Source organism: Roseomonas sp. 18066 (assembly GCF_902706185.1).
Classification (GTDB): domain Bacteria; phylum Pseudomonadota; class Alphaproteobacteria; order Acetobacterales; family Acetobacteraceae; genus Pseudoroseomonas.
In genome coordinates, this window is record NZ_CACSJM010000036.1 from 25738 (window position 1) to 42883 (window position 17146).

At 70.9% G+C, this 17146-nt stretch carries 15 protein-coding genes; 7 read left to right on the forward strand and 8 right to left on the reverse strand.

Annotated features, from left to right (window positions below):
- Positions 1 to 12 precede the first annotated feature (12 nt).
- From GVN67_RS09830 to GVN67_RS09845, 4 genes are read right to left on the reverse strand one after another with little or no spacing between them, the layout of a single operon-like run.
- Positions 13 to 741: an amino acid ABC transporter ATP-binding protein gene (locus GVN67_RS09830; protein ID WP_159995304.1), complete on the reverse strand. Its 729-nt coding sequence runs from the start codon at positions 739 to 741 to the stop codon at positions 13 to 15.
- Positions 725 to 1378: an amino acid ABC transporter permease gene (locus GVN67_RS09835; RefSeq protein WP_159995305.1), complete on the reverse strand. Its 654-nt coding sequence runs from the start codon at positions 1376 to 1378 to the stop codon at positions 725 to 727. The genes GVN67_RS09830 and GVN67_RS09835 overlap by 17 nt, the downstream gene beginning before the upstream one ends.
- A 15-nt stretch (positions 1379 to 1393) precedes the next feature.
- Positions 1394 to 2077 (reverse strand): amino acid ABC transporter permease, encoded by a 684-nt coding sequence (locus tag GVN67_RS09840; protein ID WP_159995307.1) that lies wholly within the window; start codon positions 2075 to 2077, stop codon positions 1394 to 1396.
- Complete coding sequence (locus tag GVN67_RS09845) at positions 2074 to 3213, reverse strand: mannitol dehydrogenase family protein (protein ID WP_159995309.1); 1140 nt, start codon at positions 3211 to 3213, stop codon at positions 2074 to 2076. The genes GVN67_RS09840 and GVN67_RS09845 overlap by 4 nt, the downstream gene beginning before the upstream one ends.
- Positions 3214 to 3461: 248 nt before the next feature.
- Between GVN67_RS09845 and GVN67_RS09850 the strand changes: the two genes are divergently transcribed.
- Positions 3462 to 4361, forward strand: a complete 900-nt coding sequence (locus GVN67_RS09850; protein ID WP_159995311.1) for a GntR family transcriptional regulator — start codon at positions 3462 to 3464, stop codon at positions 4359 to 4361.
- Here the strand turns inward: GVN67_RS09850 and GVN67_RS09855 are convergent, their stop codons facing one another.
- Positions 4362 to 4829: an Lrp/AsnC family transcriptional regulator gene (locus GVN67_RS09855; RefSeq protein ID WP_159995333.1), complete on the reverse strand. Its 468-nt coding sequence runs from the start codon at positions 4827 to 4829 to the stop codon at positions 4362 to 4364.
- A gap of 88 nt (positions 4830 to 4917) precedes the next feature.
- Between GVN67_RS09855 and GVN67_RS09860 the strand changes: the two genes are divergently transcribed.
- The 3 genes from GVN67_RS09860 to GVN67_RS09870 are packed head-to-tail and all read left to right on the forward strand — an operon-like array spanning position 4918 to position 8347.
- A complete protein-coding gene (locus tag GVN67_RS09860) occupies positions 4918 to 5955 on the forward strand; it encodes a pyridoxal-phosphate dependent enzyme (RefSeq protein WP_159995313.1) in 1038 nt (345 codons plus the stop codon).
- Positions 5952 to 7118 carry an amidohydrolase gene (locus GVN67_RS09865; protein ID WP_159995315.1) on the forward strand — a complete coding sequence of 389 codons (1167 nt, stop codon included), beginning with the start codon at positions 5952 to 5954 and terminating at the stop codon, positions 7116 to 7118. Before GVN67_RS09860 ends, GVN67_RS09865 begins: the two co-directional genes overlap by 4 nt.
- Positions 7115 to 8347 (forward strand): Zn-dependent hydrolase, encoded by a 1233-nt coding sequence (locus GVN67_RS09870; protein WP_159995317.1) that lies wholly within the window; start codon positions 7115 to 7117, stop codon positions 8345 to 8347. Before GVN67_RS09865 ends, GVN67_RS09870 begins: the two co-directional genes overlap by 4 nt.
- Here GVN67_RS09870 and GVN67_RS09875 read toward each other — a convergent pair.
- Positions 8344 to 11895 carry an ABC transporter ATP-binding protein gene (locus GVN67_RS09875; protein WP_159995319.1) on the reverse strand — a complete coding sequence of 1184 codons (3552 nt, stop codon included), beginning with the start codon at positions 11893 to 11895 and terminating at the stop codon, positions 8344 to 8346. The genes GVN67_RS09870 and GVN67_RS09875 overlap by 4 nt on opposite strands.
- Positions 11896 to 11993: 98 nt before the next feature.
- Between GVN67_RS09875 and GVN67_RS09880 the strand changes: the two genes are divergently transcribed.
- The 3 genes from GVN67_RS09880 to GVN67_RS09890 all read left to right on the forward strand — a co-directional run bounded on the left by GVN67_RS09880 (position 11994) and on the right by GVN67_RS09890 (position 15252).
- Positions 11994 to 12923 (forward strand): LysR substrate-binding domain-containing protein, encoded by a 930-nt coding sequence (locus tag GVN67_RS09880; protein ID WP_159995321.1) that lies wholly within the window; start codon positions 11994 to 11996, stop codon positions 12921 to 12923.
- A 76-nt stretch (positions 12924 to 12999) separates the two neighbouring features.
- Complete coding sequence (locus tag GVN67_RS09885) at positions 13000 to 14346, forward strand: LLM class flavin-dependent oxidoreductase (protein WP_235035218.1); 1347 nt, start codon at positions 13000 to 13002, stop codon at positions 14344 to 14346.
- Positions 14347 to 14478: 132 nt separating this feature from the next.
- Entirely contained in the window at positions 14479 to 15252 is a 774-nt protein-coding gene (locus GVN67_RS09890; protein WP_159995323.1) for a hypothetical protein, read from the forward strand.
- Between the two features lie 53 nt (positions 15253 to 15305).
- Here the strand turns inward: GVN67_RS09890 and GVN67_RS09895 are convergent, their stop codons facing one another.
- Together GVN67_RS09895 and iolB are read right to left on the reverse strand one after the other, a co-directional pair.
- Positions 15306 to 16190: a hypothetical protein gene (locus GVN67_RS09895; RefSeq protein WP_159995325.1), complete on the reverse strand. Its 885-nt coding sequence runs from the start codon at positions 16188 to 16190 to the stop codon at positions 15306 to 15308.
- A 166-nt stretch (positions 16191 to 16356) separates the two neighbouring features.
- Positions 16357 to 17146: 5-deoxy-glucuronate isomerase (gene iolB / locus GVN67_RS09905; RefSeq protein ID WP_255430383.1), on the reverse strand; the 790-nt coding region annotated here is incomplete at its 5' end.

Consider the following 17146-nt stretch of genomic DNA (forward strand, 5'->3'; position numbering starts at 1 on the left):
GATAAGGCGCGGTCAGAGACCGCTGCCGACGAAATCGCGCAGCTCCGGCGTGGTCGGCGCGTCGAGCATGCTGCCGGGCCCGGCTTCCCAGACGCGGCCCTTGTTCATGTAGACGACCTGGCTCGCCACCTTGCGGGCGAAGGCCATCTCATGCGTGACCAGGATCATGGTCATGCCGCCGCGCGCGAGATCCTCCATGACCTTCAGCACCTCGCCCGTCAGCTGCGGATCGAGCGCCGAGGTCACCTCGTCGAACAGCATGACCTTGGGCTGCATGGCGAGCGAGCGGGCGATGGCGACGCGCTGCTGCTGGCCGCCGGAAAGCTGCTCCGGATAGTGATCCGCCTTCTCCGACAGGCCGACGCGCGCCAGGCAGTCGCGGGCGATCTCGCGCGCCGCCTTCTTGCCCAGCGACTTCACGCAGGTCGGCGCCAGCATGATGTTCTGCTCGGCCGTCAGATGCGGGAAGAGGTTGTAGCTCTGGAAGACGATGCCGACATCGAGGCGCAGCGCGCGCTTGTCGAGCTTCTCGTCATGCACGGCATGACCGCAGACCTCGATGCTGCCCTGCTGGATGGTCTCCAGCGCGTTGATGCAGCGCAGCGCGGTCGACTTGCCGGAACCGGACTGGCCGATCACCGCGACGACCTCGCCGCGCGCCACCTCGAAGGAGACGCCATCCAGGACCTTCAGCGGACCGAAGCTCTTATGGACGTTGGAGAGCTTAACGACGACCGACATTGAGCCTCCTTTCCAGCCCGCGGCTCCAGGCCGACAGCGGATAGCAGATGATGAAGTAGAAGCAGGCCACCGTGACGAAGACCACGAAGGGCTGGAAGATCGAGTTGTTGATCAGCTTGCCGGCCTGGGCGAGCTCGACGAAGCCAACGACCGAGGCGAGCGAGGTGTTCTTGACGATCTGCACCAGGAAGCCGACGGTGGGCGCGGTCGCGATGCGCAGCGCCTGCGGCAGGATGACGCGCGTCATCCGCTGCCAGCGCGTCATGGCGAGGCATTCCGCCGCCTCCCACTGCGTCTTCGGCACGCTCTCGATGCAGCCGCGCCAGATCTCGCCGAGGAAGCCCGAGGAATAGATGGTCAGGCCGGCGCCGGCGGCGATGACCGCGGGCAGCTGGTCGAAGCCGATGATGGCCAGGCCGAAATAGATCAGGAACAGCAGGATCAGCAGCGGCGTGCCCTGCACCACCTGCACATAGGCCGTGGCGATGCCGCGCACCCACGGGCTGGGCGAGACGCGCATCAGCGCGATGACGAAGCCCAGCATCCCGCCGCCGATGAAGGCGATGGCCGACAGGCCAATCGTCCACAGCGCGGCGATGGCGAGGAACTCGACATGGACGAAGCCAAAGCTCGGCATGGTGTCGTCCCTCCCTTACAGCGCCGTGCCGAGCTTGCGGCGGCGGGTGAAGATCAGCATGCCGAAGCCCCAGAAAGCCCAGCGCACGACAAAGGAAAGCGCGAGATAGAGCAGGCCGACGACGATATAGGTCTCGAAGCTGCGGAAGGTGTCGGACTGGATGCGGTTGGCCACCGCCGTCAGCTCTTCCGCCGAGATCTGCGAGGTGATCGAGGAGGCCAGCATCAGCAGCACATACTGGCTGACCAGCGACGGATAGACGCGCTCGATCGCCGGCCGCAGGATGACGTGCCAATAGGTCTGGCGGCGGTTGAGGCCGAGGCATTCGGCGGCCTCGACCTGCGCCTTGTGCACGCTCTCGATGCCGGCGCGCATGATCTCGCAGGTATAGGCGACGACGTTGATGACCAGCGCGATCACCGCCGCCAGGTTGGCGTCGACGATCAGCCCGAAGCTGGCGATGCCGAAATAGACCAGGAAGACCTGGACCAGCAGCGGCGTGTTGCGGATCACCTCGACATAGGCGCCGACGGCGCGCTGCAGCCAGGGCGGCCCATCGGCGCGGGCGATGGCGCAAAGCGCGCCGCCGACGAAGCCCAGCACGGTGGAGAGCGCGGAAAGCTGCAGCGTCAGCCACAACCCTTCGGCAAACTCCCGCCAATAGGGCAGCAACGAGGAGAAATCGAACTGATAGGTCATGCCTGCTCCCGCACGGCGTGACGCGCGACCAGGTCGCGCAGCACGGGCATCGGCAGCGCCGCATCGCGTTCGGCCACCCAGTCGATGAAGGCGGCGATGCGCCGCTCCACCTTCAGCGCGTGGTTCTGCGCGATATCGGCGACGCGATGCTCGAGGAAGGGATTCCTGAAGCGGTCCAGCGTGGTGGCGACATAGGCGCGGGCCTCGTCGCCCATGCCATGCGCCGCGAAGCCGGGCAGCACTTCTTCCGCATAGAGCGCGTCGAGCCGCGCCGCGATTGCGGCATCCGCCAGCATGTCCTTGACGGTAGTGTTGGCCGCGAGGCCTTCGCGCTGGAAGATTTCCGCCAGGAAGGTGTGCCCCAGGTTCAGGATATGCAGCTTCAGCCGCTCGAAGGGCTCAAGCGAATCGGCCAGCTGCAGGCTGGGATGTTCGAAAGGCAGCACCAGGCCGGGGCGGCGCTCGACGGCCCAGAGCGCATAGGGCTCAGCCACGGCGCCGATCGGCTCCAGCGGGGCGGAGACGATACGGTCGACCAGCGTGTCGGCCCAGATCACCGTCGCCTGCAGCCACGCTACGAAACCGGTCTCGGCGCCGGCCTGCTGCGCCAGTTCGATGACCAGCCCCTGCAGCACGGCACCGTTGCGGTTCAGCAGCTCGCAAGGCAGCACGGTGATCGGCGTGGCGCCCTGCAGCCAGCGATGATGCAGCAGCGCGGTCATCTTGCCGGGAAAGCTGGCGGGCACATCGCCCTGCAGCAGCGACGAGCTACGGTCCGATTCGGCGACCGCATAGCCGGCATCGCCTGTGTTGGAAATCACGTAGGCTGCATCAGCAACGAAAAGGCCGCGCAATTCTTCCCAGTCGGCCGCAGCGGAAAGGCCGCGGGCAACGCTGGTCACCTGGATCTGGCGATCGATCGCCACCCCATCCTGCATGCCGCGGATGATGACCGGATAGCCCTCGGGCCGGCCGAAGGCGGCGACGCGCCCGGCGCGGTCGGCGGCGCCGGAGGTCTGCACCACGACGATCGGGCCGGCCACCTGCCCCTGCTCCCGCGCCTCGTGCAGGAACAGCGCCGCATGGGCCTGCAGGAAACGGCTGGTGCCGAACTGGATGATGAGGCGCGCGCTCATGCTGCACCGCACAACGAAGGCGGGATGGCGCGCAGGCACGAGCCGGTCACCCGGCGACGGGGGAAATTGGGGGACACATCCTCTCCAGGCTTATTGGTTCCTGTTGATTGAGCTTAAAAAACCGATCGCCGGGACAGTGTCAACCCGTATTTAATGTGCAAAAAACCACCATACCAGTCGGCCAGTCGGGGCGGGTGGACGGCATGGCCGCGGCCATGTTTCATGCGCAGGCCAAGAACGAGCGACGAATGAAGGCCAACACCGTCTACAAGCGGGCGCATAACCGCTGCCTGGTGCTGCTGCGGCAGCGCGAATTGGGGAAATGTCTCGGATCGGAAGCGGAGCTGGCGCAGACGCTGGCGGTCAGCCGCACCACCGTGCGCGCCGTGCTGGTCGCGCTGCAGTCATCCGGCATCCTGGCGCAGGAAGGTGCTAAGCGCTGCCTGCTGCGCCATCCGACCGCCGACGAATTCTTCCCCGAGCCGCAGACGGAAGCCGTCGCCGATGCCGTGGAAAGAAAGTTCCTGAACTGGGTGCTGGTGGGGGATTGCCGGCCGGGGCAGTCGATCAACGCCTCGGAGCTGGCGCGGCAATTCGGCACCTCGACCACGGCGATCCGTGAGTATCTCACGCATTTCCGCCATTACGGGCTGCTGGAGCGCCGGCCGAACAGCCGCTGGATCTTCAAGGGCATCACCCGCGACTTCGCCGCCGAGATCTACGAGATCAGAGAAATCTTCGAGCTGCGCTCGGCCCGACGCTTCGCCGAGCTGCCGCCGGAAGCGCTGCCCTGGTCGGAGCTCGCCGAGATCGAGCAGCAGCACCACGCGCTGCTTGGCGAGATCGATGGCCGCTTCAGCGATTTTTCTCAATTGGATGAATGGCTGCACCGGCTGATCCATGGCGCGTCCTGCAACCGCTTCATCCAGGATTTCTACCAGCTCATCGCCATGATCTTCCACTACCACTACCAGTGGAACAAGGCGGATGAGAAGGAACGCAACATCGTCGCCATCCACGAGCATCTCGCCTATATCGCCGCGCTGCGCTCGCGCGACTGGCGGGCGATCGACAGCACCTGCCGCACGCATCTGCGCACAGCGCGCGCGACGCTGCTGCGCTCGATCGAGGTCGGGCCGCTCGGCTGATCAGCGGCGATGCGCGGGGCCGACCACCTCGCGCATCGCGACGATAGTGCGGAAGCCGCGCACATTGGGGTCGTCCATGAAGACCTCGCGGGTGAAGGCCTCATAGGCCTCCATGCTGGCCAGGTTCAGCAGCAGCACGAAGTCCGCCTCACCGGTGACATACCAGGCGTGGCGCACCTCCTCCCGCCCGCGCAGCTTGCGGGTGAAGGCGTCGAGCAGGGCCGAGCCCTCGCGCTCCAGCGAGACCAGCACATGCAGGGTCAGCGGCCGGCCCAGCACCGCCGGATGCACCACCGCGACATCGGCCTGAATCACCCCCGCCCGGCGCAGCCGCCGCAGCCGGCGCAGCACGGCGCTTTCCGACAGGCCGACGCGTTCGGCCAGGATTCGCGCCGGCGTCTGGTTGTCGCGCTGCACCTCGGCCAGCAAAGCGCGGTCGAAGTCATCCAGGTCGATGCCGGTTTTCATCGTCGTCACCCCGCGCCACGCCGGATTCAGGCGTAGCGTGGCCGGAAAACGGCGGCAACAGGCAGGTGGGCTGAACTAGTCTGCTAGCATGGCACAGCACGACACCCTCCCCTCCCCCCGCGACATCTCGGCCCTGCTCGGCCGGCTCGACCCGGCCTATGCGCCGACGCCGTTGCGCAGCCTGCCGGAATTGGCAAAAAAGCTTGGCATCGCGGCGCTCTGGGTGAAGGACGAGGGCGCCCGCAGCCTGGGCAGCTTCAAGTCGCTGGGCGGCACCTATGCCGGGCTGCGCGCCCTCGCCCGCCATGTCGGGGTGGCGCCGGAAGTGCTGCTGGACGCGGCGACGCGGCCGCAGGAGCTGCCCGCGCTGCTTTGCGCCAGCGACGGCAATCATGGCCTGGCGGTGGCTGCGGCGGCGCGGGCGGCGGGCGCGCCCTGCACGGTCTATCTGCATTCCAGCGTGCCGCAGGCCCGCGCCGCACGCATCACCGCGATGGGTGCGGCGATCCTCTGGGTCCAGGGCACCTATGACGACGCCGTCGATGCCGCGGTGCTGGCCGCCGAGCAGGGCGACGGGCTGCTGGTGGCGGACACTTCTCTCAATTCGAACGATCCCGTCGTGGGCGATGTCATGGCGGGCTACGGCGTCATCGCCTCGGAAATTCGCGATCAGGCGACAGCGCCGTTCCCGACGCATCTCTATGTCCAGGCCGGCGTCGGCGGGCTGGCGGCGGCGATGGTTGCGGGGCTGGATGGCTTTCTGGCGGCACCCGCGGCGATGGCGGTGGTCGAGCCTGCCGCGGCGGCGTCGGTCGGTGCCGCGCTCGCCGCGGGAAAGGTGCTGCGCCTGCCGGGCGCCTTGCATTCGGTGGCGGAAATGCTGTCCTGCGGCGAGGCCAGCGGGCCGGCGCTCGCGCTGCTGCAGCCGCGCGCGCCGCGCGCCGTCGCGGTGCCCGAGGAACGTCTGGTCGAGGCGCCGCGGCTGCTGAAGGAATTCGGCGGCCCGGCCAGCACGCCCTCCGGCGCCACGGGTTTTTCCGGGCTGCTGCAGGACATCGCCGATGGCCGCCACCCGGGCGCCGAGGCGCGCGTCGTGCTGGTGATCAGCGAAAGGGCGCTGGCGTGAGCGACGCCGCTTTCTGGCAGAAGCTGGTCGAATGGCGGCGGGATTTCCACCGCCATCCTGAATTCGGCTTCGAGGAGCATCGCACCGCGCGGCTGGTCGCGGAAAGGCTGCGCGGCTTCGGGCTTGACGTCACCGAAGGCGTCGGCGGCACCGGCGTGGTCGGCACGCTGCGGCGCGGCAATGGCGCGCGCAGCCTCGCGCTGCGCGCCGACATGGATGCGCTGCGCATCACCGAGCAGGGGACGCCGGAATGGCGCTCCACCGCGCCCGGGATGATGCATGGCTGCGGCCATGACGGGCATGTCACCATGCTGCTCGGCGCCGCCGAACGGCTGGCCACGGAGGGCGGCTTCAGCGGCACCCTCCACTTCCTGTTCCAGCCCGCCGAGGAATGGGGCCGCGGCGCGCAAGCCATGCTCGATGCCGGGCTGCTCGACCGCTTTCCCTTCGACGAGATCTACGGGCTGCACAACGCCCCCGGTCTGGCCGTGGGAAAATTCGGCACCCGCGCCGGCCCGATCATGGCGGCGGAGGACATCTTCGACATCCGCCTGACCGGCAAAGGCGGCCATGCCTCGCAGCCGCAGGCAGGGCGCGAGGTGATGCTGGCGGCCTGCGCGCTGGTGGTGGAGCTGCAGGCCATTGTCAGCCGGCGCCTGCCGCCCTCGGCCGCGGCGGTGGTCTCGGTGACCGAGCTGACCACCGATGGCGCGCGCAACGTGCTGCCCGGCCAGGCCCGCCTCCAAGGCGACGCGCGCAGCTTTCTGCCCATCATCAGCGCGACGATTGAAAAAGAGATGCGGCGGATCGCGGAGGGTGTCGCCATCGCGCATGGCTGCACCGCCGAGCTCGATTACACGCGCGAATTCATCCCGACGTTGAACCACCCCGGCGCGACCGCCGCCGCCCTGGCCGCCGCCCGCGCCACGCTGGGCGCCACCAATGCCGAGGAAATGGCCGAGCCGATCACCGCCTCCGAAGATTTCGCGCGCTTCCTGGCGCTGCGGCCGGGCTGCTTCGCCTTCCTCGGCAATGGCGTTGAGTCCGCGCCGCTGCACAACCCTCGCTATGATTTCGCCGACGATGCCATCCCGCATGGCGTCGGCTTCTTCACCGCCATCGCGCGCCAGCGCCTGGCGCCGGATGCGGAGCCGTTGGCATGAACCTGCCTGCCATTGATGACGCGAAACTGCTCGCGCGGCTGCAGCAGCTCGGCCAGGTCGGCCGTGACACCGAGGGCCGCCTCACCCGCCTCGCCGGCAGCGAGGCCGACCGCGCCGGGCGCGACCTGGTCGCCGGCTGGATGCGCGACGCCGGCATGGCGGTCACCGTCGATGCCATCGGCAATCTCGTCGGGCTGTGGCAGGGCGCGGCGCCGGCCGATGCGGCGCCGGTGATGCTCGGCTCGCATATCGACACGGTGATCGATGCCGGCATCTATGATGGTTGCTACGGCGTGCTGGCTGGGCTCGCGGTGATCGAGGCGCTGCAGGCCGCCGGCACGCGGCTGGCGCGGCCCGTCGCGCAGGCCGCCTTCACCAACGAGGAAGGCGTGCGCTTCGCCCCCGACATGCTGGGCTCGCTGGTCTATGCCGGGGGCATGGCACTGGACGAAGCGCTGGCCATCCGCGGCACCGACGGCGTGACGCTGCGGGACGCGCTGACCGCCATCGGCTATGACGGCGACGCGCCACCCGGCTTCCTGCGCCCGCATGCCTATCTGGAGCTGCATATCGAGCAGGGCCCGGTGCTGGAGCATGGAGGCTTCGCCATCGGCGCCGTCGACCGGCTGCAGGGCATTTCCTGGCAGTCTTTCACCGTGATCGGCGAGGCCAACCATGCCGGCACCACGCCCATGGCCATGCGCCGCGATGCCGGGCTGGTCGCGGCGCAGGCCATCGCCTTTGTCCGCGAGAAGATCGCGCCGCGCGGCGGCAGCACGCTCGCGACGGTGGGCACCCTCGCCTTCGATCCGGGCGCCATCAATGTCATTCCCGGCGCGGCGCGCTTCACCCTCGACCTGCGCGATCCCGACGACACCCGCCTCGCCGCGGCGGAACAGACATTCGCAGCTGAACTGCAAAGGCTGGCGACCGCCGAGGGCGTCACCGTCGAGGCCACCCGCCTCGCCCGCTTCCAGCCGGTGATCTTCGATGCCGGCATCGTCGCCCAGGTCGTGGCCAGCGCGGCAAGCCGCAACCTCACCTGCCGCCGCATCACCTCCGGTGCCGGGCATGACGCGCAGATGATGGCGCGGCTCTGCCCGGCGGCGATGATCTTCGTCCCCAGCCGCGGCGGCATCAGCCACAATCCGCGCGAATTCACCGCGCCGGAGGAGCTCGCCGCCGGCGCCGCGGTGCTGCTGGACAGCGTCGCGGCGCTGGCCGGCTAGGCGGCGCCCTCCATCTGCCAGGCGACCAGGCGGGCATAGGCGCCGCCTTGCGCCAGCAGCGCGTCATGCGGGCCGGCCTCGACCAGCTGGCCGGCCTGCATGACCAGGATGGTGTCGGCCTCGCGGATGGTGGACAGGCGATGCGCGATCACCAGCACGGTGCGGCTTTTCATCAGGCCTTGCAGGGCGGCGCGCACCTCGGCCTCGCTGATGGCGTCGAGATGCGAGGTCGCCTCGTCCAGCACCAGCACCGGCGCGTCCTTCAGGAAGGCGCGGGCGATGGCGATGCGCTGCCGTTGCCCGCCCGACAATTGCAGCCCGCGCTCGCCGACCGGCGTGTCCAGGCCCTGTGGCAGGCTCGCAACGAAGTCCCGAAGCGAGGCCTGCTCGATGGCGCGCGCCAGTTCCTCAGCACTCGCCTCCGGCCGCGCCATCCGGATGTTCGCTTCCAATGTATCGTTGAACAGAAAAGTATCCTGGGCGACCAGCGCGACATGGCGGCGCAGCCCATCCAGGGTCAGCTCGCGCAGATCCATGCCGTCCAGCGTGATGCGGCCGGCATCGGGATCGAAGAAGCGCAGCAGCAGCGCGGCCACCGTCGACTTGCCGGCGCCGGAGGGCCCGACCAGCGCGGCGGTGCGCCCGGCCGGCAGCACCAGATCCAGCGACGACAGCGCACGGCTGCCGCGGCCATCATAGCTGAAGCAGACATCGTCGAAGCGGATCTCGGAACCGCCCTGCGGCGTCGCCGGCGTCAGCGTGCCTGGGCGGATGCGCGGCTGCTCGCGCTCCACCAGCCGCAGCCGCCGGGTGGAGGCGATGGTGTCCGCCAGCTGCCGCCCGACCTGGGCGATCTCGGAAACCGGCAGGAAGCCCGCGATGGCCAGCAGGATCAGCATCGGCAGCAGCCCGGCCGCCAGCTGCCCCTGCGCCACCAGCAGCGCGCCGCCGGCGGCGACGGCCAGCCCGCCCAACCCGGTCGCGACCTCCAGCCCGGCCGAGGCGCGGGCCTGGTCGTGCTGCAGCGCCAGCCGCCGCGTCTGATAGGCGGCGACACGCTCGAGGAAGCCCGCGCGCCGCAGCGGCACCGCCTGGAAGGCCAGCAGGTCGGCCAGGCCCTGGATGGTCTCGGTGACATGGGCGCCGAGCTCGCCCAGCGCGCCGCGCGCCTGGCTGCCCAGCGCGTCGATCCGCGCCCGGCCACGCAGCGGCGACAGCCCCGCGAAGAGCAGGAAGGGGAACAGCGCCAGCGCCAGCGGCCAGGCGAAGAAGCCCAGCACCAGCAGCACGGTGGCCGGCACCAGCAGCGCCACCACCGCCGGGGCCACGGTATGCGCGTAGAAATATTCGACGGTCTCGACATCGGTGGTGGCCAGCGCGACCAGGTCGCCGGCGCGGCGGCGCAGCAGATAGGCCGGGCCCAGCGCGTCGAGGCGCGCGAAGAGGTCGATGCGCATCTCGGCCAGCAGGCGATAGGCCATGTCATGCGCCAGCCAGGATTCCAGCCAGTGCAGCACGCCGGCCAGCGGCGCCAGGACCAGCAGGGCCACCGCCAGCGCGCCGATCGGCTCGCCACGCCCCAGCGCCGCGGTCAGCAGCGCGCCGGTGACGCCGACACCGATGAAGGCGGCGACACGGCCGATGCCCAGCACGACGGTCAGCGCCAGCTTGCCGCGCCAGGGCAGGATGTAGCGGATCAGGCTGGAAAAGGTCTCGCGCCCGCCGATGGCGGCGGCCTCGGCATTCAGGTCGATCGGCGCCGCCGCAGGCTCGGCGTCGGGCACGGCGGCAACGTCCAGACGGTCGGGCGGCGCGCCGGCGCCGCGCTCGGCGGCCTGGGCGCCCATCAGGCGGAAATAGGTGCCGCCAGCGGCCATCAGCACGACATGGCTGCCGGATTCCACCACCCGGCCCTGGTCAAGGACAAGAATGCGGTCGGCGCCGATGACGCTGGACAGGCGATGCGCCAGCACCAGCGTCGTGCGGCCCTGCATCAGCCGGTCCAGCGCCTGCTGGATCAGCGCCTCGTTCTCGGCATCCACGGCCGAGAGCGCCTCGTCCAGGATCAGGATCGGCGCGTCGCGCAGCAAGGCGCGGGCGATGGCGATGCGCTGCCGCTGCCCGCCGGAGAGCCGCGCGCCGCGCTCGCCGATCAGCGCCTCGTAGCCGCCGGGCAGGCCCAGGATGAAGTCATGCGCATTGGCGGCGCGGCAGGCGGCTTCGAGCTGCTCCTGGCTGGCGCCTGGGCGGCCCAGCCGCAGGTTCTCGGCGACCGTGCCATGGAACAGCGTGGCATCCTGGGCGACGATGGCGATGGATGCCGCGATCGAGGCCGGGTCCACATCGGAAAGAAACTGGCCGCCGATGCGGATGCCGCCGGCCTGCGGGTCGTGCTGGCGCAGCAGCAGCCGCAGGATCGAGGACTTTCCCGCGCCGCTGGGCCCGACGATGCCGACGCGCTCGCCGGGGCGGATATTGAAAGAAAGCCCGTCATGCGCCGGCGACCGCCCGCCGGGATAGGCGAAGCGCACGGCCTCGAACGCGATCCCCGGCGCCGCGCCGCGCAGGTCAAGCGTAGCACCACCGGGCGCGATGGCGGGCTCGGCCTGCAGCAGCTCGTGCAGCCCTGCGGCGGCGGATTGCCCGACCATGCCCTGGTGCAGCACGCTGCGCAGGTCGCGCAGCGGCCGGAAGATCTCTGTGCCGGCCATCAGCACGACCAGCAGGGCCTCCAGGCTCATCTGCCCGTCGGCGACGCGATGCGCGCCCAGGATCAGCGCCAGCGCGGCGCCCAGCGCCATGCCGGTATCGGTGATGCCGCGGGTCGAGACCGAGACGGCCAGCACGCGGAAGGTGGTCTGGAACAGGGCGCGGGCGCGGCGGGCCAGGCGCTCGCCATGGCTGGCGCTCTGGCCGAAGGCCTGCAGCGTCGGCAGGCCCTGCACCGCGTCCAGGAACTCGGCGCCGAAGGCCTTGAACTCTTTCTGGCGGGCGAGCGCGGCGCGGCGGTCCGAACGATGCACCAGCACCGGCAGCACCAGGGTCAGCAGCGCCGCGACCAGCAGCACGAAGGCCACCGGCACGTCCCACCAGGCCATGAACAGGAAGATCGCCAGCGGCGCGCAGGCGGCGATGGCCAGCTGCGGCAGGTATTGGCCGAAGAAGGTCTGCAGCTGCTCGACCCCGTCGACCATGGCCAGCATGACGCCGCCGGTGCGCTGCCCGGCGAACCAGGCCGGGCCCAGCGCCGCGATGCGGTCGAACAGCGCCGCCCGCAACCTGGTTTGCACGGCGGCGGCGGTGCGATGCGCCAGGCCCGCCCGCGCCTGCTCCAGCAGCCCGCGCAGCAGCACGGCGGCGGCCGCACCCGCCAGCGGCCAGGCGGCCTCGGCCAGCCCGCCGCCGGCGAAGACGCGGGCCAGCGCCACGCCCAGGCAGGCGAAGCGGGCGATGCCGGCGGCCAGCGCCGCCAAGCCCAGCAGCGCCCCCGCCAGCATGCCGAGGCGCAGCCCCTGGGTCAGGCGCCAGAGGCGCAGGTCGAAATACATGGCAGGCGGTCTCCGGGATCGGAAGGCGATGCTGCGACCGGTGCGGCGCCGCGGCAAATGCAAGCTTTTCACCGGCTGTTGAGCTAGATGATACGGCGATGATCCCGCCGCTGCCGCCCCTCGCCGCGCTGCGTGCCTTCGCCGCCGTGGCGCGGGCCGGCAGCTTCGCCCGTGCCGCCGACCAGCTGCATGTCAGCACCAGCGCCGTCAGCCACCAGATCCGCGGGCTGGAGGCGCAGCTGGGCACGCCGCTGCTGACCCGCGCCCGCAACGGCGCCGGCCACAGCCAGACCGCGCCCACCGCCGCGGGTCAAAAACTGCTGGCGGCGGTGGAGGCGGCGCTGACCACCCTCGCCGAGAGCTGCGCTGAGCTCCGCGCCGAGGCCGGGCGGCCGCGCGCGCGGCTGGTGGTCTGCGCCAATGGCTCGGTCGCCTCGCTGTGGCTGGCGCCGCTTCTGGCCGAATTCGCCGGGCGGCATCCTTCGGTCGACTGGCATATGCGGGCGGTCGAGGCCGGGTCGCCCGACCTGGCCTCGGAGGGCATCGACCTGGCCATCCTGCGCGCCCGCGCCGGCCAGGTCCCGCCGGGTGATTCCCTGCTGTTCGAGGAAAAGATCTTCCCCGTGGCCAGCCCGGCCGTGGCGGCGGAGGTGGCGCGGCTGGGGCGCAGCGCGGCGCTGGCCCGGCTCAGCCTGCTGGAGGAGGAGCACAGCGCCGACAGCCCGGACAAGGACTGGCGGCACTGGCTGAAGCATCTGGGGGAGCCGGTGCCGGCGCCGCGCATCATCCGCTTCAGCGGCTTCAACCAGGCGATCGGCGCGGCGCTGGCGGGGGCCGGCATCGCGCTGGGCCGCTCGCCGCTGCTGGCGGCGGAGCTCGCCGCCGGCCGGCTGGTGCGGCTGTTCGCGCCGGAGTCGCTGGCCGGCAGCTGGGTCTTCACCCTGCGGCTGGGCCCGGCGGCGGGCAGCGACCCGCATGTCCGCCAGCTGCGCGATTTCCTGCGCGCGCCATCCTCCGAACCCGCCTGAAAACAGCAGAAATGGCCTCTTGGCGGCCGGCGGCTTCGGGTCTTCGATAGGCGCCGGCTGGATGGAGAGCGGCGGCATGCGCGATGACGGGCAGCAGATGGTCTTGGGGCTGAACCTGGTGGGGGCCGGCGCGCATGGCGGCGGCTGGCGCATGCCGCAGGCCAAGGCCGATGCCGCCATCGACATCCGCTTCTGGAAGCAGATGGCCCGCGACGCCGAGGCCGCCCGCTTCCACTTCATGTTCTGGGCCGATGGCATCGCCGTGCGCAGCAATGCCCGCGACGAGCAGCAGCTCAGCTATGACAGCCGCATCGATGTCTTCGAGCCGCTGACCCTGCTGGCGGCGCTGTCGGCGGTGACCGAGAGGCTGGGCTTCATCGCGACCGCCAGCACCACCTACAACGAGCCCTACAACATGGCGCGCAAGCTCGCCTCGCTCGACCATATCACCGAGGGGCGGGTGGGCTGGAATGTCGTCACCTCCTGGAGCGAGCAGGAGGCGCTGAATTTCGGCCGCGACAGCCATATGGAGCACGGCTCGCGCTACCGCCGCGCCGAGGAATATGTCGACCTGGTTTTCTCCCTCTGGGACAGCTTCGACGACGGCGCCTTCATCCGCGACAAGGAAAGCGGCCAGTATTTCGATCCGGCACGACTGCACACCCCGCATCATCGCGGAGAACATTTCCGGGTGCGCGGGCCGCTGAACGTGGCGCGGCCGATCCAGGGTTACCCGGTGATCGCTCAGGCCGGCGCCTCCGGCCCCGGCCAGGCGCTGGCGGCGCGCACGGCCGAGGTGATCTACACCATGCAGCGCAGCCGCGACGAGGCGGCCGCCTTCTACGCCCGTGTCAAAAGCCAGTTCGCCCAGTTCGGCCGGGCGCCGGAATCCGCGCTGGTGATGCCGGGGATGATGCCGATCATCGGCCGCACCCGGCAGGAGGCGCGCGACCTGTTCGAGCAGCTGCAATCGCTGATCCATCCCGAGCTCGGCCTGGCGGCGCTGTCGACCAGCTTCGGCGACCTGAGCGGGCATGATGTCGACGGGCCGCTGCCGCCGCTGCTGGCCGAGAGCAACGCCCTGAAAAGCGAGCATGCCAAATTACAAAAGTTTCTGGACGGGCGCAGCCTGACGATCCGCCAGCTGTTCCAGGCCCGCGCCGCCTCCGGCCACCACCTGATCGTCGGCACCGCGGCGGAGGTCGCCGACGAGATGCAGGACTGGTTCGAGCATCGCGGCTGCGACGGCTTCAACATCCTGCCGCCCTTCTATCCCGGCCCGGTGGAGGATGTCTTCCACGGGCTGATCCCCGCGCTGCAGCGCCGCGGCCTGTTCCAGACCGAGTATCGCGGCACGACCCTGCGGGAGAACCTCGGCCTGGCGCGGCCGGCGCATCACCACCACCGCGCGGCCGGAGAGTGACCGCCGGGGACTGACGCGGCGCCGCGCATTTACCGAATCTCAACCCGCACCTGGGAAAACCTGTCCCAGCACGGAACAAGGGCGGCCTAGGAGGGGCTTCCCTCCGCCCCACCCCCCTGCGGGAGGCCTCTCATGCATCTTCGCCCTATCGAGCTCGAGCGCGAGCAGGACGGCCAGCGCAGCGCGCGCGGCTTCCTCGGCCTCTCCCGCCTGGTCCATGCCCGCGACGGGCTGCGCCGCTTCCTCGGCCTGGGCCAGGAGCCGGGCGAGCCCACCGCCCCGCTGACCACCGACGAAATTCGCAGCCGGCTGCGCCCCGACCGGCCGGCCACCACCAGCCTGCAACCGACGCCGGAGGCCGACCACGCCCGGCCCGAGGCCATGCCGCAGACCGGGCTGCGCCGCTTCCTGGGCCTGGCACCGCTGGTCGGCGTGCCCTCCAGCCTCAGCCGTTTCCTCGGCCTGGCGCCGCTGCCCGCGGCCCCGGCCGAGCGCTTCGACGACCTTGCCCCGGTGACCGGCGCCGCCGGCGCGGAAAGCCTGGCCCTGGCCCCGCTGGCCAGCCCGGCCGCCGAGCCGCGCTTCCTCGACCTGGCGCCGCTCGCTTTGCCGGCCACGGCCGCGGCCCGCCATGTCGACCTGGCGCCGCTGGCCGCCGCCCCCGCCGTGCCGCGCTTCATTGACCTGGCGCCGCTGCCGCTGGCCGCCGGGGTGGCGCGGCATGTCGACCTGGCGCCGCTGCAGGCCGCGGCGTCGCGCAATATCAGCCTGCCGGCCCTGGCCAGCGCCACGGCCAGCGAGGCACATCGCCTGGCGCCGATCGCCGCCCGCGGCGAGCGCTTCGTCGGCCTGGCGCCGCTGCATGCCCCGATGGCGCCGCCGATGGGCCGCGGCGCCGCCCATTGAAAAAGGCCCGGGGGCAATGCCCCCGGGCCCTGGTCACCACGCCTCCTTAAAGATCAGAGGTCGCGCGAGCGGCCGCCCAGCGCCGCGGCGGTGGCCGCGATGAAGGCACCGATCAGCATCGACAGGCCGGTGAACAGCGCCGCCGTCGCCGCCGACTTCCGCGCCGTCTCCGCAGCCTGCTTGGCGGTCTCGGCCGCCTGCTGGGCACGGGTCACCGCGGCATCGACGCGGCTGCGCGCCTCGGCCGGCGGGATTTCGGCCCGGGCCGCGACCTGCTGCGCCAGATAGGCACGGTCGGCTTCCGGCACCTCGCCATTGGCCACGCCGCTGGCGATGATGCGCCCGGCCTCGGCCGCCGCCTGGGCATTGTCGCCCTGCATCGCCGGCTGCGCGCGGCGGAACAGGGTGTCCAGGTCATAGCTGCGCGCCAGCGCCGGGCCGGCGGTGCTCGCCGCCGCCTGCACCACGCCGCCGCCAGCCGAGGCCAGGGCCCGCGCGCCGCCGCCGATCACACCGGTGGTGGCCGAGGCCAGCAGGCCGACGGTCACCAGCGTCGCGACCGCCCAGGCCAGGAAGCCATGCGCGGTGTCGCGGAAGAAGACCTCATCGGCATGCACCGAGGCCCAATGGGCGCGCAGCCGACCGGCGATATAGCCGCCGACGCCGGCCGAGAGCCACTGCGTCACGATCAGCCAGACCGCCGCGGTGACGCCGATGGTGGTGGCCGTCGGCCCCGACCAGGGCGAGGCCACCGCCAGGCCGAAGCCGACGCCCAGCAGCAGCAGGATCAGCGACACCGCCGCCGCGCCGGCCGCGCCGCCGAAGATCGCGCCCCAGGAAATGGCCGAGACCGAGGATTGGTAGGAAGACGGCAGCTCGGTCTCGCCGAGGCTGAGCCGGGCGCCGAGCGCGCTGCCGCTGGAGGGAGAGCTGGCCATGGCGGGTGCTCCCGGCCTTAGCGGAACAGCAGCATCAGGATGATGATCACCGGGATGGGGATACCCAGCAACCAGAGCAGAATTCCGCGACCCATGGTATGGCTCCTCCGGCCTTGATTGTCCGAAGCTGCAACGCCGCCTGCGCGGGCCGGGTTGCCCGCCGCCGTCACCAGCCGAGCCAGGCATGCTCCGGCGCCATGGTGAACTTCCAGGCGCGCCGCGGCCCGGCCATGACGTTGAGGTACCAAAGGTCGAAGCCATGCGGCGCGCCCACCGGGTGGTAACCGCGCGGCACCAGCACGACATCGCCGTCGCCGACGGCCATGGTCTCGTCCAGGCTGCGGTCGTCGGTATAGACGCGCTGCACCGCGAAGCCGCCCGGCCGCGCCAGCCGGTGGTAATAGGTTTCTTCCAATGCCGTCTCGTTGGGGAAGTCGTCGGCATCGTGCTTGTGCGGCGGGTAGCTCGACCAGTTGCCGCCGGGCGTCACCACCTCGACCACCAGCAGGCTCTCCGCCTCAGCGGTATCGGGCAGGATATTGCGGACGTGGCGGACATTGGTGCCCTTGCCGCGCAGCTCCTGGCCCACCGCATCGGGCGGGATCAGCCGCGCCGGCAGCCGGCCGATGGCGGGCGCGGTGCAGAAGGCGACCTCCGCCCCCGCCGCGCTGGTCACCACCAGCCTCTGGCGCGGCGGCGCATAGACCGACCAGGGGTTTCCTTCGAACACCGAGGCCCGGCCGCCGATCTTGTCGAAAAGCTGGTCGCCGACGGTGATGGTGACGACGCCGGTCAGGACGACGATGCAGGTCTCGCGCGCCGTCTCCAGCCGGGTGACCGAGGCCCCCGGCGCCAGGCGGTGCACGTCGAAGCCGACATAGGTCCAGCCGGCATTGTGCGGCGTGATGTGGTGCAGCCGGCCCTCGGCATCGGGGGCGGTGGGGTGGCGCAGAAGG